Consider the following 22232-nt stretch of genomic DNA (forward strand, 5'->3'; position numbering starts at 1 on the left):
CGATCGCCTCCATCCGTTGACCCCGCCATCGAAAGAGAAAGCGATTCCGTGACCGCTCACCCCGCACACCCCGCACCCCTCGCCGCCGAACTCGAAGCCGATCTCGTCGTGATCGGCGGCGGCCTGGGCGGCATCGCCGCCACGCTGGCGGCGGCGCGGCTGGGCTCGCGTGTCGTGCTGGCCGAGGAACTCGACTGGCTCGGCGGCCAGCTCACGGCGCAGGGCGTGCCGCCCGACGAGCATCCGTGGATCGAGAGCGTGAGCGGCTCGCAGAGCTACGCGATGCTGCGGCACGCGATCCGCGAGCACTACCGCCGCCACCTGCCGCTGACCGACGCCGCACGCCAGAGCCTGCGGCTCAACCCCGGCCAGGGCAACGTCAGCACGCTGTGCCACGAACCCTGGGTCGCGGTGAAGGCCATCGACGAACTGCTGGCACCGCACGTCGCCGCCGGCCGCGTTACGGTGCTGCGCCGGCATCGCCTGCTCGACGTGCAGACCGACGGCGACCGCGTTCGCGCCGTGCGCGTGCACGACCTCGACGCCGGCCGCACCCGCGTGCTGCACGCGCCGATGTTCATCGACGCCACCGAGACCGGCGACATGCTCCCGCTCGCGCAGGTCGAGCACGTGTTCGGCGCCGAGGCCCAGTCGCAGACGCAGGAGCTGCACGCGCTGGCCGAGGCCGACCCGTTCGACCAGCAGTCCATCACCTGGTGCCTGGCCTGCGACTACCTGCCCGGCGAGGACCACACCATCGCCAGGCCGGCCGCCTACGACCGGCTCAAGACGCTGCAGCTCGACTGCTGGCCCGGCCCGCAGTTCAGCTGGACGCTGAGCGACTTCGTCACGCACCAGCCGCGCGAGCGGCCGCTGTTCGTCGGCCCGACCGATGCCGAATCGCTCTACGACCTGTGGCATGCGCGGCGCATCGCGTGGCGTAAGAACTTCACGCCCGGCGCCTATGCGAGCGACATCACGCTGGCCAACTGGCCGCAGATGGACTACTGGGAAAAGCCGGTGATCGGCGTGTCGCCCGAAGCGCAGGCCGAGGCGCTGGAGGAAGCCCGGCAGTTCAGCCTGTCGTTCTTCTACTGGATGCAGACCGACGCGCCGCGCCACGACGGTGGCTACGGCTACCGCGGCCTGCGCCTGCGCAGCGATGTGCTCGGCACCGCCGACGGCCTGGCCAAGCAGGCCTACTACCGCGAAGGCCGGCGCATCCAGGCCGAATTCAGCGTGCTGGAGCAGCACATCGGCGTGGCGGCGCGGCCCGGCCAGGCGGGCGCGGAACGCTTCCACGACAGCGTGGGCATCGGCGCCTACCGCATCGACCTGCATCCGAGCACGCGCGGGCGCAACACGGTCGACATCGACTCGTTCCCGTTCCAGATACCGCTCGGCGCGCTGCTGCCGGTGCGCGTCGACAACCTGCTGCCGGCCTGCAAGAACCTGGGCACCACGCGCATCACCAACGGCGCCTACCGCGAGCACGCGACCGAATGGAGCATCGGCGAAGCGGCCGGCACGCTGGCCGCCTTCGCGCTGGAGCGCAAGCAGCCGCCGCGCGCGGTGCGGGCCGACGCCACGCTGCTGACCGACTTCCAGCGCCTGCTGGAGCGCCAGGGCGTGCTGCTGGCCTGGCCCGAGTTCGGTGCGCTCACGCCCACGCGGCGCGTCGGCTATCAGCACGCCGCGCCGCAGCGCACCTAGCGCACGCCATGCGCGGCCGGCCGCTCAGCCGCCGGGCCGGCTGCGGATCACCATCTCCACGAGGTCGATCTCGTGGATCAGCGCACGCAGCGTTTCGTCGTTGATGCGGTGCGCCAGCCGCAGGCGATGCAGCTCGTCGCGCTCGGCCTGCAGCGCGTCGAGCCGCAACTGGCGTTCGAGTGCCAGCGCCTGCTGCACCTGCGCGGCCGAGTCGCCGGGCTGGCCCGGCTGATGGGGCCGCAGCCGGTGGCGGTAGCTGTGGTCGATGCGCGCGCGCACCAGCGCGCGCATCGGGTCGGGCGGCGTGGCGTCACCGGCTGCGGCGTCGGTTGATTCCAGCGTGCGCAAGGCGGCGCGTGCCGCGCGGTCGCGCGCCCAGGCCGCTTCGCGCGCATGCGGATTGCCGGTGCGCAGCGCCAGCCGGCGCAGCAGCCAGGGCAGGCCGAAGCTGGCGATCAGCAGCGACAGCACGATCACCATCGTGGCCTGGAACACCAGCAGTTCGCGCGCCGGGAAGTCGCTGCCGTCGGGCATCAGAAAGGGCACGCCGAGCACCGCGGCCAGCGTGATGCCGCCGCGCGTGCCGCCCAGCGTCGCGATGCCCGACCAGGCCAGCAGCGGCAGCTCGGCGCGCGCACCCGTTGCGCGGCGCTTCCCGAAACCGCGTGCCAGCCAGCCGCCGCCGGCCAGCCCGACGAAGCGCACCGCCAGCACGCCCAGCGCGATCAGCAGCGCCGTGCTGAGCAGCGCAAAACCCATGTGCGCGGCGGTCGGCAGGTCGGGATGCGGCAGCGGCAGGTGCTGCACCAGCTGCGGCACCTGCAGGCCGACCAGCGTGAAGATCAGCCCGTTGAAGACGAACAGGATCACGCTCCACACGTTCTGCGTCTGCAGGTGGAAGGCGTTGAAGCGGCTGCTGCGCGCGTCGAAGGCACTGGTCGTCATGCCGGCGGTGACCGCGGCCAGCACGCCGGACAACCCGAGGTGCTCGGCGATCAGATAGGGCGCGAAGGGCACCAGCAACAGCAGCAGCACGGTCGGCGCGGCGGCACGTTCCTCGCGCCAGAACAGCAGCCGGTCGTGCAGCAGCTTGAAGCACCAGGCGAAGCCGATGCCGACCGCCACGCCGCCGCACGCGACCCAGACGAAGTCGGCCAGCGCCTGCGGCAGCGAGAAGCTCCGCGTCAGCACCGCGGCCACCGCGAACTTGACGGCCACCAGCGCGGCGGCGTCGTTCATCAGCGCCTCGCCCTCGATCAGGTGGCGCAGCTTGGTCGGCACCGGGTGCCGCTGCAGGATGGCCGACACCGCGACCGCGTCGGTCGGCGACAGCACGGCGGCCAGCAGAAAGGCCTCGGCCGTCGGCAGGCCGGGCAGCAGCACGTGGATCAGCCAGCCGAGCGCGCCGACGGTGAACAGCACCAGCAGCGTCGACGACAGCAGGATCGGCCACTTGTACGCGCCGAACTCGCGTTGCGGCATCTGCCAGCCGTCCGCGAACAGCATCGGCGGGATGAACAGCAGCATGAAGATCTGCGGATGGAAGCTGACATGCAGCCCGCCGGCCGGCCAGCCGGCCAGCGCGCCGATGGCGATCTGCAGCAGCGGCAATGGAATGCGCGGCACGGCGCGCGCCAGCAGGCCGGAGCCGGCGACGAGCGCCAGCATGGCCAGGATCGGAAGAAGTGTGTGCATTCGGTACGGTGCGGTGCGAAGCCATCGGCCGCCTCGGCGCGCGGCCGAAGGTCAGAGCACGCGCAGTCTGGCGCGGTTCCGCGGGGTCGGCGTCGCTTGCGGGTAAACGCAGCGCAAAGGCGGCGCAAAGCGGATGCAACGGCGCGGCGGCGCCCACGCCCGCCCGCACCGTTCCGGCGTCAGCCCCCGCTGGCGCGCGACATCGCCGACGTGGCCGGCGCGTTCGCCGCAGCCTCCACCGTGCGCTCGCTCCAGCCGCCGCCCAGCACCTTGTAGAGCGTCAGCCGGTTGGCCTGCTCCGTCAGCTGCAGCGTGATCAGCGTCTGCTGCGCCGCGTACTGCGTGCGCTGAGCGTCCAGCACGCTCAGGTAGGTGCCGCTGCCGGCGCGGAACAGCGCCTGCGACAGCTCGAAGCTGCGCGACGTGGCGGCCAGCAGCGCCTGCTGCGCCGACAGCCGCTCGCCCAGCGTGCGGCGCGCGGCCAGCGCATCGGCCACCTCGCGGAAGGCGGTCTGCAGCGTCTTCTCGTAATTGGCCAGCTGGATCTCGCGCTGCGTCTCGGCCACGCGCAGGCTCGCACTGTTGGCGCCGTTGTTGAAGATCGGCAGCGTGATCGACGGCGCAAAGGTCCAGGCCGAACTGCCGCTGTCGAACAGCCCCGACAGGCTGCTGCTCGCCGAGCCGGCCGAGCCGGTCAGCGTGATGCGCGGATAGAAGGCCGCGCGCGCCGCGCCGATGTCGGCGTTGCTGGCCTGCAGCGCGTGTTCGGCCGCGAGCACGTCCGGCCGTTGCTGCAGCACGCTCGAAGGCAGCTCGGCCGGCGGTGCCAGCAGCTGCGTGACCGGTGCGGACGCGGCGAGCGGCGCGTCCAGCGGCGGCAGCAGCGCCGCGGGCGGCGTCGTGCCGACCAGCAGCGCGAGCGCATTGCGGTCCTGCTCGACCAGCGCGTCGTAGTTGGCGGCGTCGGCGCGCGCACTCTCGACCGTGGTCTGCGCTTGCGACAGCGACAGGCCTGACTGCGCACCCAGCGCATGGCTGCGCTCGATCAGGTCGTAGGACTTCTGCTGGCTGGCCAGCGTGTTGCGCGCGAGCTGCAACCGCTGCTGGTCGGCGGCCAGCTGCAGCCAGGCGGTCGCGACCGACGCGACCAGGCTGATCTGCGTGCTGCGCCGCGTCTCTTCAACCTGGAAGTAGCTCTGCAGCGCCGATTCGCTCAGGTTGCGCACGCGGCCGAAGAAGTCCAGCTCGTAGCTCGTCATCGCCAGGTTGGCGCTGAACTGCGACGCGATGCGCGACTGCCCGCTGGTCGACACGCTGCCCGGCGTGCGCGTGCGGGTGCCGCCGCCGGTGCCCGCGATGGTGGGCAGCGTGGCCGCGCTCACCACGCCGTACTGCGCATTGGCGCGCTCGATGTTGAGCGCCGCCACGCGCAGGTCGCGGTTGTTGGCGAGTGCCAGTTCGACGGTGCCGCGCAGGCGCTCGTCGACCAGGAAGTCGCGCCAGCCGGTGTTCATCGGCGCCGTGGCCGTGGCGCTCGCGGGCACCGCGCCGGCGCTCTGCCAGGCGGCCGGCACGGGTGCCGCGGGCTGGGTGTACGAGGGCGCGAGGTTCATGCAGCCGGACAGCACGGCCAGGGGCAGCGCGGCGGCCGTCAGCGTGCGCAGCAGGCGTGTCGGGCGGAGCTTGCGATTCATCGGGGTCGGGTTCGAAAGAGCGTGCCGCATCAGTGCGCTCCCTGTTCGGTGGGGCCGCCGAGGGGCGCGTGCGGTGCTGCGGGCTGGTCGCCCGCCTTCGGCTTGCGCGCGAGCATCGAGCGGATCGTCGCGAAGAACAGCGGCACGAAGAAGATGCCGAGCGCGGTGCCGACCACCATGCCGCCGAGCACCGCGGTGCCGATCGCCTGGCGGCCGCCCGCGCCGGCCCCGGTGCCGATGGCCAGCGGCAGCACGCCGAAGCCGAAGGCCAGCGAGGTCATCAGGATCGGGCGCAGCCGCAACCGCACCGCCATCAGCGTGGCGTCGAGCACGCTCTTGCCCTGTTCCTGCAACTGCTTGGCGAACTCGACGATCAGGATCGCGTTCTTCGACGACAGCCCCACGGTGGTCAGCAGGCCGACCTGGAAGTACACGTCGTTGTTCAGCCCGCGCAGCCCGGTGAAGAGCAGCGCGCCGACCACGCCCAGCGGCACCACGAGGATGACCGAGAAGGGCACCGACCAGCTCTCGTACAGCGCGGCCAGGCAGAGGAACACGAACAGGATCGAGATCGCGTAGAGCATCGGCGCCTGCGCGCCCGACAGGCGTTCCTGGTAGGACGCGCCGGTCCATTCGTAGCCGATGCCGGGCGGCATCTGGCGCATCACGTCTTCCACCGCGGCCATCGCCGCGCCCGAACTCACGCCCGGTGCCGCGTCGCCGACGAACTCGTAGGCCGGGCTGCCGTTGTAGCGGATGAGCTGCGGCGAGCCGTAGCCCCAGCGGCTGCTGGAGAAGGCCGCGAAAGGCACCATCTGGCCCAGCGTGTTGCGCACGCTCCAGCGGTCGATGTCGCTCGGCAGCATGCGGAAATCGGTGTCGCCCTGGATGTACACGCGCTTCACGCGGCCGCTGTTCAGGAAGTCGTTGACGTAGGTGCCGCCCATCGCGCTCGACAGCGTGCTGTCGATGGCGGTGGTCGTCAGGCTCAGCGCACCGGCCCGCGCGTCGTCGATGTTCACCACGAACTCCGGCGTGTCCTCGAGGTTGTTGCTGCGCACGTTCGACACTTCCTTGTGCTCGCCCATCAGCCGCAGCGCCTGGTCGCGCGCCTTCACGAGCGCGTCGTGGCCGAGTGCGTTCAGGTCCTTCAAGTAGAAGTTGAAGCCGGCGTTGGAACCCAGGCCGCGCACCGCGGGCGGCAGCACCACGAAGATGCGCGCATCGCGGATGCGCGACAGCTCGCGCGTGGCGCGCCGCGCGATGGCCGCGGCCGACTGGTCGGCGCCCGGACGCTCGGCCCAGTCCTTCAGCTTCACGAAGGCGCGCGCCGAACTCTGGTCGCCGTTCTGGCCGGTGATCGAGTTGATGCTCTCCACCTCGGGCTGCTTCATGAAGTAGTCCTGCACCTGCGTCACCACCGGCTGCAGCCGCGCGTTGGACGCACCCGGCGGCAGCGTGACCTGCACCGACACGAAGCCCTGGTCTTCATCCGGCAGGAACGAGGTCGGCAGCCGCAGGAACATCACCGCCATCGCCACGCAGATCAGCACGTAGACGAGCAGCGTGCGCTTGCCGCGCTTCACGATGCCGGCCACCACGCCCTGGTAGCGGTCGGCGCCCTTGTCGAAGCCGCGGTTGAAGCCGGCGAAGAAGCGGTCGACATAGCCGAACGGCCCCTTGCGCGGCGCGCCGTGCGGCGAATGCGCGCCCTTGGCCACCGGCTTGAGCAGCGTTGCGCACAGCGCGGGCGTGAGCGTCAGCGCCACCAGCACCGACAGCACCATCGCCGAGACGATCGTGATGGAGAACTGGCGGTAGATCACGCCGGTCGAGCCGCCGAAGAAGGCCATCGGGATGAACACCGCCGACAGCACCATCGCGATGCCGACCAGCGCGGGCGTGATTTCCGCCATCGACTTCTTGGTCGCCTCCTTGGGCGACAGGCCTTCCTCGCTCATCACGCGCTCGACGTTCTCGACCACCACGATGGCATCGTCAACCAGCAGGCCGATGGCCAGCACCATGCCGAACATGGTCAGCGTGTTGATCGAGAAGCCGGTGACCGACAGCACGCCGAAGGTGCCCAGCAGCACCACCGGCACCGCGATCGCGGGGATCAGCGTGGCGCGGAAGTTCTGCAGGAAGATGTACATCACCACGACCACCAGGATCATGGCTTCGACCAGCGCCTTGATCACCTCCTCGATCGACGCGCTCACGAAGGGCGTGGTGTCGTAGCTGACGAAGGTCTCGATCTGGTTCGGGAAGAAGGGCTTGAGCTCGGCCACCTTGGCATTCACCGCTTCGGCCACCGCCACCGCGTTGGCGCCGTCGGCCAGCACGATGCCCATGCCGGCGCCCGGCTTGCCGTTGAGCTGCGAGCGCACCGTCAGGCTCTCGGCGCCGAGCTCCACGCGCGCCACGTCGCGCAGTCGCACGACGGCGCCGTCGGCCGTGGCGCGCAGCACCACCGCCTCGAACTGCTCCACGGTCTGCAGCTTGCTGCGCGCCGTGATGGTCGCGTTGAGCTGCTGCGACGACGTGGCCGGCAGCGCGCCCAGCTGGCCGGCCGACACCTGCGCGTTCTGCGCGGTCAGCGCGCTGGTCACGTCCGACGGCATCAGCGCGTACTTGCGCAGCTTGTCAGGGTCGAGCCAGATGCGCATCGCGTAGCCGGTGCCCAGCGTCTGCACTTCGCCCACGCCGTCGATCCGGCTGATCACGTCGACCAGGTTGCTGGTGATGTAGTCGCCCACGTCGACCGCGTCCGCGCTGTTGTCGCCCGAGTACATCGAGACGATCATCAGGAAGTCGTTGCCGCCCTTGGTCACCGTCACGCCGCGGCTCTGCACCGCCTGCGGCAGCCGCGACATCGCCTGCTGCAGCTTGTTCTGCACCTGCATCTGCGCGACGTCGTTGTTGGTGCCGGCGTTGAAGGTCAGCTGGATGCGCGAGATGCCCGACGAGTTGCTGGTGCCCGTCATGTAGAGCAGGTTGTCCAGGCCCTTGAGCTGCTGCTCGATCACCTGCGTGACCGAGTCCTCGACCGTCTTGGCCGAGGCGCCGGTGTAGGTCGCGTTGATCGACACGCGCGGCGGCGCGATGTCCGGGTACTGCTCCAGCGGCAGCGTGCGGATCGACATCAGGCCCGCGAGCATGACGATGATGGACAGGACCCACGCGAAGATGGGCCGGTCGATGAAGAACTGCGCCATGCGGGGCTCCTAGCGGACGGCCGTCGGCGGCACGGCGTTCGGGGCCGCGCTGGCGACCGGCACCGGCGCGGTACCGGTCGGCGTCACGCCCGTGCCGGCGGCCGGCACGTCGACCGGCTTGACCGTGTCACCCACGCGCACGCGCTGCACGCCGTCGAACACCACACGCTCGCCCGCGGCCAGGCCCTTGAGCACCTGCCAGCGGTTGCCGATGGCGCGGCCGACCGTGATCGGCCGCTTCACCACCTTGTTCTCGGCCGTGACGACCAGTGTCGACGCGCTGCCGTCCGGCGCGCGCGTGACTGACTGCTGCGGCACCAGCAGCGCCGCCTCGTCGATGCCTTCCTGCAGCACCGCGCGCACGTACATGCCGGGCATCAGCAGGCGGTCGGGGTTGGGCACCACGGCGCGCAGCGTGACGCTGCCGGTGCCGGCATCGACCGTCACGCCGCTGAAGGTCAGCTTGCCGGCGTGGGGGTAGGTGCTGCTGTCTTCCAGCAGCAGCTTGATCGGCGCCTCGTCCGAATCGCCGCGCTGCATGCGGCCGGCGGCCAGCTCGCGCTTCAGGCGCAGCAGCTCCGCGCTGGACTGCGTGACGTGCACGTGCACCGGGTCGAGCTGCTGCACGGTGGTCAGCGCGGTCGCCTGGTTGGCGGTGACCAGCGCACCGGGCGTGACGGTGGAAAGCGCCGCCCAGCCCGAGATCGGCGACACGATGCGCGTGTAGCCCAGGTTGATGCGCGCGGCCTGGGCGCTGGCCTGCGCCACGGCGAGGTCGGCCTCGGCCTGCGCCGCGAGCGCCTGCGAGTCGTCGTTGACCTGCTGGCTGATCGCGTCGATCTTGACCAGCTCGGCATTGCGCTTGGCCGTGTTGCGCGTGGTCGCGACCGTGGTCTGCGCCTTGCGCACGCTGGCCTGCGCGCTGGCGTGGGCGGCCTCGAAGGTGGCCGGGTCGAGCTGGTACAGCACCTGGCCGGCCTTGACCAGCGAGCCTTCGGTGAACAGCCGCTTCTGCACGATGCCGCCCACCTGCGGGCGGATTTCGGCGATGACGGGCGCCACGGTGCGGCCCGACAGCTCGGTCTGGAACGCCATGCGCTCGGGCTTGATGCTGACGACGCCGACTTCGCGCGGCTGGGTGGACGCGGCGGTTTTCGGCGCTTCGGTCTTGGAACAGCCCGCCGCGAGCAGGCCGGCAGCCGCAAGGCTCAGCGCCCAGCCGATGCGAAGGCCCCGGAAACGATCGACGAAAGACGCATGGCGGGCAGAGGGCGGCATAGGTTCTCTAGGGACGGAGACGGAATCCAGCTCGGATGGCAGGACAACGATGAAACAGCGAAGTCTGAACGAGTTCAGTGTCGATAGCGTCTCAAAGGGCTGCTTTACCGAGTGGAAATACTTGCTGGGCGTGGGTTGGAGCCAAGCAAGCACGGTGCCAAGGCGGGTGAACCTGGGGGCGCTGGGAATATACGGGGCAGCGCAGGCCGAGGCAACTAGGGAGTTTGCACCGTGCATATATGAAAGGCATCTGTTGCACCCCTGGCGCCCCGGGCGCCATGGCCCTGCCGTCACCATGCGAGGGTCCTGGCGCTGGCGCCGCCCGGTGGCGCCTCGGGGCGTTCGCCGGCCTGGCGCGTCAGTCCCAGCCCCTCACAACCCTTCGCTACTCGCCCACCGCGCCATCAGCCCATTCGACGGCACCGTCTCGTCGATCAGCTTCTTGGCGGTCTCCACGCCCGCCACCGGCAGGCCGGTCGGGTCGAGCAGGCCGATCTGCACCAGCGCGCTGGCCTGGTCCCAGTAGATGTGTTCGTGGCACAGCTTGTCGCCGCGGAAACGGATCACGCCCAGCATCGGGATCTCGACGTATCGGCCCGTGGGCGCCACGCCGGGGAGCATCCAGTCGATCTCGGTCGTGTGGGTGAAGGTCATCACGAACTCGTCCACGATCTGGTTCGCGCCGATGGTGCGCGACAGCGGCCGCAGCGCCATGTCGGGCGGGTTGCCGTGCACGAAGTGGTGCTTGTAGAAGCGGTATAGCTGCTTGTAGCCCACGCCGCCGGTCATGGTCGGGATGTGGTTGACGTAGGGCTCGGCGACCATGGTCGACATGGTGTCCTCCACGTTGCGGGTGCCGAATTCGTATTCGCAATGTTTCTCCCACAGCGCAGACAGGTCGAAGTCCGGGCCGATCTCGCGCTTGAGCGTGGCGATGGTGCGCTGCTGCGCCATCATGGTCGCGAGCTTGTCGTAATGCATGCCGCCGATGCGCGCGAAGGCGTGTTCGACGCCGGGGTAGGTGTAGACCTCGATGCGCTTGTTGGCCTTCGTGGCGGCCACGATGGCGTCGCGCGCGGCGGCGTCGCAGTAGCCGTCGAGTTCGGCGAAGTGCAGCACCAGGCGGCCCTTGATCTTCGACACCTCGTCCAGCGCATGCTCGATGCCCATGCCGTAGTAGCCGACGGCCACCGACACGTCGGTGCGGCAGGCCGCGAAGTACGCGAGCCGGCCACCCAGGCAGAAGCCGACCAGGCCCTGGCCGACCGAAGTCTCGACTTCGGGCAACGTGCGCAGCGTGTTCAGCGTGGCCTGGATGTCGTCGATGCCCTTGTCCAGGTCGAAGCCCTGGAAGTAGCCGATGGCCTGCTCGAAGTCGGCCGGCGTGTAGCCGAGTTCGACGTTCGGCTTCTGGCGCCAGAACAGGTCGGGAACGATCGCCACGTAGCCTTCCTCCGCATACAGGTCGGCGGTGGCGCGCATGTTGGCGTTCACGCCGAAGATCTCCTGCGCGATGACGATGCCGGGGCCCTTGCCGCCGGCCGGTAGCGCGAGGTAGGCCGAGAAGCTGCCGCTGCCGTCGAGGGCGGGCACGGTGATGGTTCTGCTCATGGTGGCGGCCCGCGGTGGCAGGCGTGGGGGAGTTGTAGACATCGCATCACACCGCAAAAGAGGGGCGGCAGCTATCCGGAAAACGCAGGCCATTCGCGCTCGGCGACGGCATTCGCCGCCGTTTCCGGACAGTGGCCGTCGCGCAGCGACGAATGGCCCGGCACGCCGCTGACGGACGGGCATAGCTCTTGCACGACACGAAGGCCTGCCGGCCGGGTTAGCGCTGCGGCGCGGCCGAGAGAACCGGCTCCACCCACGAGCGCTTCCGGCGCTGCGAACGAGGTACCGCCCATGTCACGCACCGTTCCGCTTCATCCGTCCCGGGCGCAGGCCTGTGCCGTTCATTGCGCCTGCGCCGCCGTCGTGCCACCGGAGCGGCTGCAATGAGCCCCGCGCTGCAGACCATGGACCTGTCGCGGCTCTACCGCCGCCCGATCTTCTCGTCGAACGACATCGAACCGTCGAAGGAATACCTGAGCCACGCGCTGGTGGAGCACGGCGTGCGCTGCGGCGCGGGCTCGGTCGATTCGTCGCTCTACAGCGCGGGCTCACGGCGGCTGCAGATGTTCATCCTGCGCTACGGGCCCGAGGTCGAGATCAACCCGAAGCCCTTCGACGGCTTTGCGTTGGTGCAGATGCCGCTGCGCGGCAGCGCCGAGATCGAGAGCGACGGCCATTGCGTTTCCATTGCGGCCGGCCAGGCCGCGGTGATCGCGCCGCGCCGCAACGTGCGCCTGCGCTGGAGCCGCGATTGCGAGCAACTGCTGCTGCGCGTGCCGCTCGCGCTGGTGCATGACGCGGCCGTGCGCAGTGCCTGGCCCGCGCAGCCGCTGTCGGCCGGCAGCAGCGCGCCGCTGCATCCGGCGACGGTGCTCGAAGGTGGCGCGTCGGCGCAATGGGCCGGCCTGGTGCAGTCGCTGATGGAGCTGGCGCTGCCGGCCGTGGCCGCCGGCGCGACGGACGCCGATGCGGCCGCGGCCTGCAACCCGGCGTGGCTGGACCATGTGGAGCAGAGCCTCGCCTACTTCCTGCTGACGCAGCAGCGCCCGGCTGCTGGCGCTTCAACGGCGGATGACCAAGATGCCGATCACGCCGATCACGCCGATCACCTTGATCACCTTGATCACCACAGCCGGGCCCTGATCGCCAACGCCGCGCTGCCGAGCGCCGACGAGCTGGAGCCGCCGCTGGCCGCCGCCGAGCGCTACATGCGCAGCCGCCTCTACGCGCCGCTGTCGCTCGACGACCTCGCCCGCGCCGCGGGCGTGAGCGCGCGCACGCTGCACATGTACTGCAAGCGCCGCTTCGGCGTCGGCCCGATGGTGTGGCTGCGGCACGTCCGCCTGGAAGCCGCGCGCCAGATGCTGGCGCGCGACCCGGACTGCCTCGTCACCCATGCGGCGATGGAGTTCGGCTTCGGGCATCTGGGGCGCTTCTCGGCGTATTACCGGGAGCGCTTCGGAGAGCTGCCGCGGCAGACGGCGTTGGGCAAGCGGTAGGCCGCGACGGGAACTTCGTTCCGCCTTCCTTCTGTCTTCGCCGGCCGTCTGCCGACGTCCAGGGCGGCGTGACGGCCGACGCTGCGGCGATGCGCTTCGCTCGTACAACAGGGCAACCACGTTGCGCCCTCCTGGCGCATCGACATGCACAAGGATTGCTTCATGAACCTCGGCCCCCACACCTTCCACGCGCTCTTCGAACAACTCGGCCTCCCCAGCGACGAGGCCGATGTCCAGGGCTTCATTGCGAAGCATCGGCCGCTGCCGGACACGGTGCGGCTCGCCGACGCGCCCTGGTGGACGGCCGCCCAGGCGCAATTCCTGCGCGAGGAGATCCTTGAGGATGCGGACTGGGCGGAGGCCGTGGATCAACTGAATCTGGCGTTGCGGGATTAGCCGGCGGCGGCCAACCGGCGCTTGCCACCGCACTTGTACCGTCGCCCTGCCCACTTGGGGTAAGTGAACGGCTGATTTACGGCGATTTCATAGCCCCTTGGCACGCGCCAAGCCTCTTCCGGTTTGCGCTATGCAAAACCAACCCTAGTTTCCGACAATGCTGGATGATGGTTTAGGCGATGGAGTGACAACACCTTCACAGATCGGTTCGCCTGCTACGTCATTCAAGTCGATCTCATACCCCAAGTAGTAATAAAGATTCTTGACAGGAAATGAGGCGGTGGTCGTGAGGTCGACGCCCTCCCTCTCCAAACACTTTTCTATCAATACGATCGACCCGTCTCCGGCTTTGGCGGTCATTGATGCGGCGCTCGATTGGATGTGGCCATGTACATTGATCAATGCCATGCCGATAAACGGAAAGTTAAATTTTGGAAAGGGCGGCCGTGGCCTGATCTCGTGCCGGAAATAAGATGTAGGCGTGTCGTACGTTGAGCCTTCCCCACCCGGCAGCACATCCTTTGAACTCACTCGAATGCAACAGGCAGACTTATTTTTCTCGTCAGCATACTGCAAGGCGGCGCTTCGAATGGATGCGCGGGAGCTGGGTGTGTGGAGATAAATTTTATCCCCTTGAAACTCAACAAAACCGAACGACGCAGACTCGGCGAATGCGCTCGTCATGAAAGCCAGAAGTCCGCCTAAAATCAGTGTTTTAATTACCATTATTCGGCTCTGATGTGAATTCATGGCGAGCATGTGAGTTTGCGGGAGTGCGGTATTCATCGGGTCTGCTGTACCGTTGAAGGACTTAGAAAGTCAATTCCATTCAACAGCCGCATGAGTTCATTGTTTTTGACATACTTGCCGCGCAGGGATAACAAGGTGCTGTCCTGTGAGGTCAAGCATATGCTGTCAAAAATATTCGCTAAAGAATCACGCTTTGCCGAATTCTTCGAAGAGGTTGAGTCAAATTCCCTCTTCAAGGACTCGCACCTTGATCTATCGTAGGCGTAGTTGCGAACATCTTCTGGCACGCTGTTGCCGCCAAGTTTGAGCAGATCTTCGTACATCCGCAGCTTGGCCGTGACTTGCGAGTTTCGGGCGTAGCGCCTTTTAAGCATGGCTAACCTTTTATCGAGGCCGATGCATATGCGTGCACCTTTCTCAATTTCTTTTCTCCGGTCTGCGTCATACGGCTCTTCACCAGCAAAGTGGTTGCAGAGTTCGCGGTCGCCCATTAGACGCAGCACATCTTTAGGGTAAGTGAATGGCTGATTTGCGGAAAGTGGTGCAGCCGATGCAGCAACGGCGAAGATTGCAAACAACGGCGCCAACGGCATTATTTTCATAATTGACGATGCTCTGTAGAATTGACAAGCACTCTGCACGAGTTGAACCCATGTGCGAAACGAGTGGCTGCTTCCAATCAACTCGACCTCGGGTAGAACCTGTTCATGATGAAGGTTAGCCACCATCTCCGAAGTTTCCCGTGTGCATCAATCTGACCGGGAATTTCTGATGTAAAAAACCGTAGTCGCCATAGACAAAATCGACGTCGCCATTGTTGAAATCAGCGAACCATGCATTTGTGGAGCTCGTTGTCTCGTTGGTCCAATACACGAGTTGGGATGGGTCCATGTCGGGAAAGGCTTGGGTATTGATCTTTGGCATCCCCGTTGTTTCGTTTGTGGGAGGGGTTTTAAGCTGCCCGCGAAACAACGTTGCAAATTCGAATGGGGATGGAACGCGCCATGCAAAGTTTTTCTTGGGCAACCGCTGTGCCTCGTAGAACGTAAATCCTTTGGGCGTTCCAATACACCTGTCGGGAGCTCGCCATTGCTGGCCCACACTGCATCTCATCCAGGATAGATCGGTCTGTTTGTCGTACACACGATTGCCGTGAAATTCGTAGCGCGTAGCATCATTGGTGGTAGCAACCATCTGCGCGCAGGCGGATTGGCTAGCTAAGGCAGTCATTGCAGCCAGAAAAATGATTGGTAATTTATCGGCCATTATCTGACCAATGAGGTTTGTCTCGCACCAGTTTTTGTATGCCATAGCTTTTTCCGACAGCCTGCAATGTTTCATTGTAGCAGGCGGTATCATGGTCAACATTTTGCATGCTTGTTGAAATGATCACATCTTCATTTTTCCCATTTTTCATCGTTATCTCAAAATGAGGTGCTGGCTTTTCAACAGCGGTTCCGGTCCACGTAATCCACATGTCAACTGCCAGTCGCGCGGTGTGCTTTGATGGATAGGCAGGAGGAAAAACTGTCTGATATCCACGTTGCATGGCGTCGGCAGCTTGAATGGATTTCGCAAGATCGCCATGATCCCATTCGATCTCGAAATTGATGGCAAATTCGCCCTGATCTTGCGGGGCGATGTAAGTTGTAACTTTATGCGCGGCATAGGTGGGAACATCTTTGGGTGCGATTTCTCCGCTTGCCACTCTTCCGCTGTAATGCATCAGAAACGCGCGTTTATCTGGTCGAAAGGTTGCGTTGACTTGTACTGTCATTCCTGCAGCCCTCATGGCCGCAATAAATTTACCAAGATCGGTCTTGAACGGTTCGTTCAGGTCACTTTCCTGGAGACTGCCCGGAAAGCGACTGCACCACTGCTTTCCGCTCAACTCCTTGGTGACTTCAGCAACCGCAGGCGTCTGATCCGTGTGCGGGGTGAGTGGTGCTGTTGTTGTTGCCATAATAGGGAGCCTCCAATTTTGCTGTTGTTGCTTGGTCTGAATACACTTTTTGGGTGTGCCCGCCTGCATCGGTCACGCCTTCAATCACATCGCCATTGCCGAGCGTGATTCGGTATGGGATATCGGGTTTGCCTTTTTCGGTTGCCTTGTCCTTGACCAGGAAAAATCGGTCAAAAGTGATGCCGTGGTCTGCTGGCTTGCCGCCGCTGGCAGCAATTGCAGCGCCCATCAGCGATGGCGGCGCGGTCTGCGCAATCAGTTTGGCCCCGCAAGTTGTCAAATGCCCATCACCTGCCATTTCTGCACCACGGTCGATGCAATTGGACAAGCCCTCCTCGATTTTGAAAAAATGCGGCTTGCACTTCGGGCAGTAAACGCCGTCGCCTTTGCGAGCGATGGGAATGCCGTACCAATCGGAAGTGGCGCTCCCTGACAAAACGACACCGCTGTGCGATGTCATGTCGCCCTTGAGGACTTGGGCCCTTCCATAGAGATTTGTTCTCGCCGCCATTGCGACCTCCACTTGTTTGTATACAGAACGGAGGGGATCTTAGCGCGCAAGTCCGCTATTGCGATCTCTGAATTTCGCAGATTCAGCGTTGAATGCGGTGCGCGGATAAATTAGTTCGCATGCATTGTAAAAAATAAAATTCGTGTCCTTTGAACAGGCAGCGAATTGTCAGTTTTCTACGTATTGAAAAGTACAAATGCTTTGATATCGATTGCTGGCCAATGGATGACCATGGCGATCCGCTGAGCGCATCGATTGGTGTCTAACCTAGAACGCCTACTTCCCTCGCTCTTCCGCGAACCAGTCGCGAGGGGAGCGGCCCTGATCCGGCCCCAGGCTCGAGAACCCGCCGTCGACCGGCAAATCCACCCCCGTAATCCACGACGCCGCGGGGGAACACGCGAACACCACCGCCGCCGCGACTTCCTCGCCGCGCCCCACGCGACCGAGCGGATGCACCCGCGCGCCGACCGCATCCGCCTTCTCGATCGATCCGCCGCTCATGCGTTCCATCGCGGGCGACCAGGTCCAGGCCGGCGACACGCTCACGCAACGGATGCCTTGCGGCGCCAGCGTCACGGCCAGGTTGCGCGTGAGCTGCAGCATGCCGGCCTTCGACGCCGGATAGGTCGCGCGGCCGGCCGCGCCGAACTTGCCGCCGGTGCTGCCCAGGTTGATCACCACCGAGCCACGCGGCATCACTGCCGCCGCCTGCTGCGCAAAGATCGCGGCCGACACCAGGTTGACGTTGAGCGTGTTCAGCCACTGGGCGCGCGTCGACGCGACGCCCGCGTCGTCGTACACGCAGGCGCTGTTCACCAGCAGGTCGAGACCGCCGAAGCGGGCGCGCGTGCGTGCGATGCAGCGCGCGATCTGCGCGTCGTCGGTGATGTCGGTGTCGAGGTAGATCGCGGCGTCGCCGAGCGACCTGGCCGCCGCGAGGCCGGCCGGGTCGTCGATGCCCGCGAGCATCACGCGCGCGCCGGCCGCCACCAGACCGCGCGCCACGTCCAGCCCCAAGCCCTGCGTGGCGCCGGTGACGATGGCGACCTTGCCGTCGAGCCGCGTCATGCCGCCACCTCCAGCGTCGCGAAGCCGTCGGCAACCGTCGTGATCGTTGCAACCAACGCCATGCTCGCGAGCGCGGCGTCGTGCACCGCGCGGTCGGCGGCGGCGCAGGCGTCGGCCGCGACGAACACGTCGAAGCCTCGGTCGGCCGCGTCGCGCACCGTGCCTTCGACCACCGAATGCGTCGCCACGCCGGCCACCAGCAGGCGCTGCGTGTTGAACAGTCGCATCAGCTGCTCGACCGGCGTGCCCGCGAAGGCGCTGATGCGCGTGTGCGTCACCACGTGTTCGGTGGCGCTCGCCCGGGGCGCGAGTTCGGGCAGGAAGTCGGCGCCCCATTCGCCGTCGCGCACCGCACCGAGTTCGACGGTCTTGCGGAAGATCGGCGTGTTGCGTGGGCAGTCGGCGTAGTCGGGCCGGAAGGCGATGCGCACGTGCACGATCGGCCAGCCGCGCTGGCGCGCACCCGCGAGCAAGGCGGATGCCGCCGCGACCACCTGCTCGCGCACCGGGTCGCCCGCCGCGAGGCCGACGCGGATGCGGCCGTCGGGGTGCAGCGTCTCGTTCTGGTAGTGCAGCGCCAGCACCATCGGCGGTATGGCGCGCAGGTCGGTCTGCGCGCTCACACGAAGACCTCCAGGTTGCCGAACACGCTGTCGCAGTTGATCAGGTCGACGCGCTTGAGCTGCATGCGGAAGCCGCCGCCGTCATCCACCGCCAGCTTGTGGAAGACCTGGCCCGCGAGCTGGCGCGGCTCCAGCCGGTACTCGGCGTAATGCAGGTTCGAACAGACGATCAGGTGGCCGTCGGCGTCGAGCCCGTCGATGTGCACGTTGCCGACCAGCCGGTTGCTGCGCGTCGGCGGCTGCTGCGACCAGTTGCGCGGATGCAGCAGCCGGCGCACGCGGGTCTCGCGCAGCATGCGGTCTTCCCAGAACAGCGAGATCTGGGTGAACGGATCGCGCTGGCCGTGGTGGCGCGGCATCCAGTAGCGGCCGGCGTCGGTCCACAGCGCGAGCCAGTCGTCGAAGCGGCGCTCGTCGAGCAGCCGCGCTTCGTGCCACAGGAAGGCTTCGACGCGTGCGCGCAATGCCGCATCGGCCGGCGCGGGAGAAACGGGCTGGGTCGAGACGTCGAAGGCGCGGTCAAGCAGCTGCATGGCAGCCTCCTTCGCAGGCGGTTGCAGCCATGGGCGCCGAAGTCGATGCGGGCGGATTCAGCATGTACTCGCGCCAGGCCGCGAACTGGTTGCGCATCGGCAGCTCGCTGGTGCCGTTGGTCGACACCGCGCCGTCGGGCAGTGTGCGGTCGGTGCCGACGTAGCGGTGCAGGCTCACCCACTCGCCGCCACGGTTCTGGTTGCCCTGCTGGCAGCGGCGGTACAGCTCGACGTCGTCGGGCATCACGTTCGAAGATGGCGAGTTGATCAGGTTGGCGTAGGTCAGCGCACGGTCGAACACGGCGTCGGGCGCGCCCTTGCAGCGGAACAGCTGGATTTCGACCAGCGTGCGGTCGACCGTCACCGGCCGGATCACGCGGAACTGCTGGAACACGTTGTGCGGCGAGCCGCTGCCGTACAGGATGGTGTTGTGCCGTGCCATGCCGAGGATCTCGCGGGCGCGCGCTTCGCCGTAGGCCTCTTGCAGGCAGTCGAAGTGCGCGCGCGACACCGGGTCGCGCGTGGCGGCGCCGGGGTCGAAGATGCCTTCCATGTAGCCATGGCCGCGGTGGTAGGCGCGCAGTTCCAGCTTTTCCCAGAAGGCATAGGGCTCGCCGTTGCCGTCCTGGATCAGCAGCTCGAAGGGCATCTCGCCGATGGCTTCGGCCTCGGCGCGCGCGGCCTCCACCGACGACTCGTGCGTCACTCGCGCGTGCATGGTGTCGTGCAGGTTCTCGTAGAACACCTTCCAGTTCGACTCCTGCATCACGCGGAACACGCCGCCCGCCACCTCGACCTCGCCGGTCGGCGAGCGGTCGCACAGGTTGTCGATCGAACTCGCCACGCCGCCGAGGAACTCGACCAGCCCCGGCCCATCGGCGCTCTGGCTCGCGAAGACGAAGCCGCGGTAGCTGTCGACCCGCGCCAGCGGCGCCATCGAGAACTGCGGGTCGGCCGGGTCATAGGCCGTGCCCTCGAAGCCGTTGCGCATCGGCGCCCCGAGGTGCGTGCCGTCGAGCTTGAAGGTCCACGCGTGGTACGGACAGCGGAAGAACTTGCCGGCGCAGCCGTCGCCTTCGGGCACCAGCTTCGCGCCCTTGTGCGGGCAGCGGTTGTAGAGCACCTTGGCCGCGCCGTCCTGCGCACGCACCAGCACCACGTCCTGGTCGCCGATGCGGGTGGTGTGGAAGTCGCCGGTGGCCAGCACCTGGCTCTCGTGGCCGACGTAGATCCAGGCCTGGCCGTAGATGCGTTCCATCTCCAGCTGGAAGATGGCCGGGTCGGTGTAGACGCGCTTGTGCACGCTGTCGGGGCGGACCAGGCGGTCCAGCTCATCGTGGTCGATCGTCATCGGGGTCTCCTGTGGGGCGAGCGGGGTCGGGTCGATCGGGCCAGTGTCGGCATGCGGGCCGGCGTGCACTAGCCGCGATCCGCAAGCGCGCTATCCGGAATCGGCAACGGCGCCGCCGGGCCGCCGGCTGATGCACTGCCGAAATCGGACAGGCCGCCATCCGCCGCTTGCGGTTTACGGATAGCTGCGCGCGGAGTGCCTTCCCATACTTCGCGGCAACCCCAACCCGTTGAGCCCCACCGGAGCTTTCGCATGCCACGACCCACCCTGATGAAACAGCTGACCCTTGCCTCCACGCTCGCGCTTGCCATCGCGGCCATGGCCGCCACCACGGCGAGCCATGCGGCGGACGCCGTGAAGATCGGCTTTCTGACCACGCTCTCGGGCCCCGGCGCCGTGATCGGCCAGGAGGTGCGCGACGGTTTCAACCTCGGCATCCAGCATGGCGGCGGCAAGCTCGGCGGCTTGCCGGTGGAGATGACCATCGTCGACGACCAGCAGAACGCCGACAGCGCACGCCAGACGGTCGAGCGCTTCCTCAAGCGCGACAAGGTCGACGTGATGACCGGCATGGTGTTCAGCAACGTGCTGCTGCCGGTGCTGCCGACCATCCTGTCGAACGACACGATCTACCTGAGCCCCAACACCGGCCCGAGCGACTACGCCGGCGCCAAGTGCGACCGCAATTTCTTCTCGGTCGCCTGGCACAACGAGGACATCCCGCAGGCCGTCGGCAAGTACGCGACCGACCGCAAGTTCGCGCGGGTCGCGCTGATCGCGCCCAACTACCCGGGCGGCCGCGAATCGCTGACCGGCTTCAAGCGCCAGTACAAGGGCGAGGTGGTCGAAGAGATCTACACCAAGATGGGCCAGCTCGACTACGCGGCCGAACTGGCGACGATGCGCGCCGCCAAGCCGGACGCGATCTTCTTCTTCCTGCCGGGCGGCATGGGCGTGAACTTCATCAAGCAGTTCGGCGCCTCGGGGCTCGGCAGGCAGGTCGCGCTGCTGGCGCCGGGTTTCTCGGCCGACGAGGACACCATCGCGGCGATCGGCGAGCCGATCGCCGGGCTTTACAACAGCTCGCAGTGGGCGGCCGACCTGCCGAACGCGGCCAACCAGAAGTTCGTGGCCGACTTCCGCAAGGTCTACGGCCGCACGCCGACGCTGTATGCATCGCAGGCCTACGACACGGCGCTGCTGCTCGACAGCGCGGTGCGCGCGGTCGGCGGCAAGATCGAAGACCACGAGGCGCTGCGCAAGGCCTTGCGCAAGGCCGACTTCCAGTCGGTGCGCGGGCCGTTCCGCTTCAACACCAACCAGTACCCGATCCACAACCTCTACACCCGCGTGGTCGAGAAGGACGCGCAGGGCAAGCTGACGAACCGCCTGGTCGGCACCACCATGACGGACCACGTGGATCCGTCGGTGGAGGCGTGTGCGATGAAGTGAGTGTTTGAATCGGCCTGAGAAGGAAGGTCGGCGACGTCAGCCGCCGACCACCGACCAGCCCGCATGCAGGTTGGCCTTGTCGTTCTCGTATTCCCAGGCGGTGCCGCAGCGGTCGCAGCGGTAGCGCGTGATGTTCACCGTGCCGGTCTCGCGCTCTTCCTTGCGGCTCTGGCCTTGCACCAGTTCCGCATGCCCCGGCGCGCGGCGCCAGTTGCGCTGGATGCCGGTGCAGGGCTCGCACAGCGCCATCTTCTTCAGTTCGTTCTGGCGGGCTGCGTCTCTGGTCATGATGTGATGCCGTTCAATGGTGGTGGCCGTGGGCGCCGTGCACGTGGCGGTGCGCGATCTCTTCTTCGGTCGCCGCCTGGACGTCGACCACCGTGATGCTGAAGCGCAGTTGCTTGCCGGCCCAGGGATGGTTGCCGTCGAGCAGCACCACCGGGCCCTTGATCTTCGTCACGGTGAACACGTGCTCGGTGCCGTCGTCGAGCCGGCCCTGCAGCTGGCCGCCGACCTTCACGCCCGGCGGGAATTCCGACTTGGGGATGGTGCGCACCAGCGACTCGTCGCGCACGCCGAAACCGTCTTCGGGCGACAGGTCGAGCGTGACCTTGTAGCCCTTGGCCTGGCCGTCGAGCGCCGCCTCGATCTTGGGCAGCGTGTTGTCGTAGCCGCCATGCAGATAAGCCATGGGCTCCGGGCTGGCTTCGATCAGCTTGCCCTGCGCGTCGGCGACTTTGTAGGTGAGGGTGACGACAGTGTCTTTTTGGATTTGCATGGGGGGATTTTCGCCTGCTGCGTCATGGCCTGCTCAGCGGTCTGGCATATGTCTTGCTAAAGTCGTACAACTACCGATTGTCGATTGTTCGACAAT

At 66.7% G+C, this 22232-nt stretch carries 20 protein-coding genes; 4 read left to right on the forward strand and 16 right to left on the reverse strand.

Translation table 11 applies throughout. From position 1 onward, the window contains the following. Positions 1–48: 48 nt before the first annotated feature. Complete coding sequence (locus AC07PZ_RS06540; protein ID WP_495294237.1) at positions 49–1713, forward strand: FAD-dependent oxidoreductase; 1665 nt, start codon at positions 49–51, stop codon at positions 1711–1713. A 24-nt stretch (positions 1714–1737) separates the two neighbouring features. Here AC07PZ_RS06540 and AC07PZ_RS06545 read toward each other — a convergent pair whose 3' ends face one another. The 5 genes from AC07PZ_RS06545 to AC07PZ_RS06565 form a co-directional block, all read right to left on the reverse strand. Beyond that, the gene (locus AC07PZ_RS06545) at positions 1738–3408 is read right to left on the reverse strand and encodes a Na+/H+ antiporter (RefSeq protein ID WP_495294238.1); all 1671 of its coding nucleotides are present in this window, start codon (positions 3406–3408) and stop codon (positions 1738–1740) included. Positions 3409–3587: 179 nt separating this feature from the next. Continuing rightward, a complete protein-coding gene (locus tag AC07PZ_RS06550; RefSeq protein ID WP_495294239.1) occupies positions 3588–5102 on the reverse strand; it encodes an efflux transporter outer membrane subunit in 1515 nt (504 codons plus the stop codon). A 29-nt stretch (positions 5103–5131) separates the two neighbouring features. Next, a complete protein-coding gene (locus AC07PZ_RS06555) occupies positions 5132–8320 on the reverse strand; it encodes an efflux RND transporter permease subunit (protein ID WP_495294240.1) in 3189 nt (1062 codons plus the stop codon). 9 nt (positions 8321–8329) lie between these two features. After that, complete coding sequence (locus tag AC07PZ_RS06560; protein WP_495294241.1) at positions 8330–9598, reverse strand: efflux RND transporter periplasmic adaptor subunit; 1269 nt, start codon at positions 9596–9598, stop codon at positions 8330–8332. Positions 9599–9970: 372 nt separating this feature from the next. Further along, positions 9971–11209, reverse strand: coding sequence for a dienelactone hydrolase family protein (locus AC07PZ_RS06565; RefSeq protein WP_495294242.1), 1239 nt, complete (start codon positions 11207–11209; stop codon positions 9971–9973). A 383-nt stretch (positions 11210–11592) separates the two neighbouring features. On the opposite strand from AC07PZ_RS06565, the gene AC07PZ_RS06570 reads away from it, so the two are divergent. Together AC07PZ_RS06570 and AC07PZ_RS06575 are read left to right on the forward strand one after the other, a co-directional pair. After that, positions 11593–12708: an AraC family transcriptional regulator gene (locus AC07PZ_RS06570; RefSeq protein WP_495294243.1), complete on the forward strand. Its 1116-nt coding sequence runs from the start codon at positions 11593–11595 to the stop codon at positions 12706–12708. Positions 12709–12870: 162 nt separating this feature from the next. Continuing rightward, positions 12871–13104 (forward strand): DUF2789 domain-containing protein, encoded by a 234-nt coding sequence (locus AC07PZ_RS06575; protein WP_495294244.1) that lies wholly within the window; start codon positions 12871–12873, stop codon positions 13102–13104. A 144-nt stretch (positions 13105–13248) separates the two neighbouring features. On the opposite strand, the gene AC07PZ_RS06580 is transcribed toward AC07PZ_RS06575, so the two are convergent. The 9 genes from AC07PZ_RS06580 to AC07PZ_RS06620 form a co-directional block, all read right to left on the reverse strand. Beyond that, positions 13249–13890: a hypothetical protein gene (locus AC07PZ_RS06580; RefSeq protein WP_495294245.1), complete on the reverse strand. Its 642-nt coding sequence runs from the start codon at positions 13888–13890 to the stop codon at positions 13249–13251. Further along, entirely contained in the window at positions 13887–14456 is a 570-nt protein-coding gene (locus AC07PZ_RS06585) for a hypothetical protein (RefSeq protein WP_495294246.1), read from the reverse strand. The genes AC07PZ_RS06580 and AC07PZ_RS06585 overlap by 4 nt, the downstream gene beginning before the upstream one ends. A 115-nt stretch (positions 14457–14571) precedes the next feature. Next, complete coding sequence (locus tag AC07PZ_RS06590) at positions 14572–15165, reverse strand: Lcl C-terminal domain-containing protein (protein ID WP_495294247.1); 594 nt, start codon at positions 15163–15165, stop codon at positions 14572–14574. Continuing rightward, positions 15110–15817, reverse strand: a complete 708-nt coding sequence (locus tag AC07PZ_RS06595; protein ID WP_495294248.1) for a hypothetical protein — start codon at positions 15815–15817, stop codon at positions 15110–15112. The genes AC07PZ_RS06590 and AC07PZ_RS06595 overlap by 56 nt, the downstream gene beginning before the upstream one ends. Continuing rightward, positions 15759–16328 (reverse strand): PAAR domain-containing protein, encoded by a 570-nt coding sequence (locus AC07PZ_RS06600; protein WP_495294249.1) that lies wholly within the window; start codon positions 16326–16328, stop codon positions 15759–15761. The genes AC07PZ_RS06595 and AC07PZ_RS06600 overlap by 59 nt, the downstream gene beginning before the upstream one ends. Positions 16329–16604: 276 nt before the next feature. Next, a complete protein-coding gene (locus AC07PZ_RS06605) occupies positions 16605–17399 on the reverse strand; it encodes an SDR family oxidoreductase (protein WP_495294250.1) in 795 nt (264 codons plus the stop codon). Continuing rightward, positions 17396–17986 (reverse strand): cysteine hydrolase family protein, encoded by a 591-nt coding sequence (locus tag AC07PZ_RS06610; protein ID WP_495294552.1) that lies wholly within the window; start codon positions 17984–17986, stop codon positions 17396–17398. Before AC07PZ_RS06610 ends, AC07PZ_RS06605 begins: the two co-directional genes overlap by 4 nt. Before the next feature lie 32 nt (positions 17987–18018). Continuing rightward, positions 18019–18555 carry an aromatic-ring-hydroxylating dioxygenase subunit beta gene (locus AC07PZ_RS06615; RefSeq protein WP_495294251.1) on the reverse strand — a complete coding sequence of 179 codons (537 nt, stop codon included), beginning with the start codon at positions 18553–18555 and terminating at the stop codon, positions 18019–18021. After that, positions 18542–19906 (reverse strand): aromatic ring-hydroxylating dioxygenase subunit alpha, encoded by a 1365-nt coding sequence (locus AC07PZ_RS06620; RefSeq protein ID WP_495294252.1) that lies wholly within the window; start codon positions 19904–19906, stop codon positions 18542–18544. The genes AC07PZ_RS06615 and AC07PZ_RS06620 overlap by 14 nt, the downstream gene beginning before the upstream one ends. A gap of 252 nt (positions 19907–20158) precedes the next feature. Between AC07PZ_RS06620 and AC07PZ_RS06625 the strand changes: the two genes are divergently transcribed. Then, on the forward strand, positions 20159–21358 hold the full coding sequence (locus AC07PZ_RS06625; RefSeq protein WP_495294253.1) for an ABC transporter substrate-binding protein: 1200 nt from the start codon (positions 20159–20161) through the stop codon (positions 21356–21358). 36 nt (positions 21359–21394) lie between these two features. Here the strand turns inward: AC07PZ_RS06625 and AC07PZ_RS06630 are convergent, their stop codons facing one another. Beyond that, positions 21395–21646 carry a hypothetical protein gene (locus AC07PZ_RS06630; RefSeq protein ID WP_495294254.1) on the reverse strand — a complete coding sequence of 84 codons (252 nt, stop codon included), beginning with the start codon at positions 21644–21646 and terminating at the stop codon, positions 21395–21397. Positions 21647–21659: 13 nt separating this feature from the next. Continuing rightward, entirely contained in the window at positions 21660–22136 is a 477-nt protein-coding gene (locus AC07PZ_RS06635) for an FKBP-type peptidyl-prolyl cis-trans isomerase (protein ID WP_495294255.1), read from the reverse strand. Between the last annotated feature and the right edge of the window lie 96 nt (positions 22137–22232).

The sequence above is a fragment of the Variovorax sp. GW821-FHT10B04 genome, from assembly GCF_059415645.1.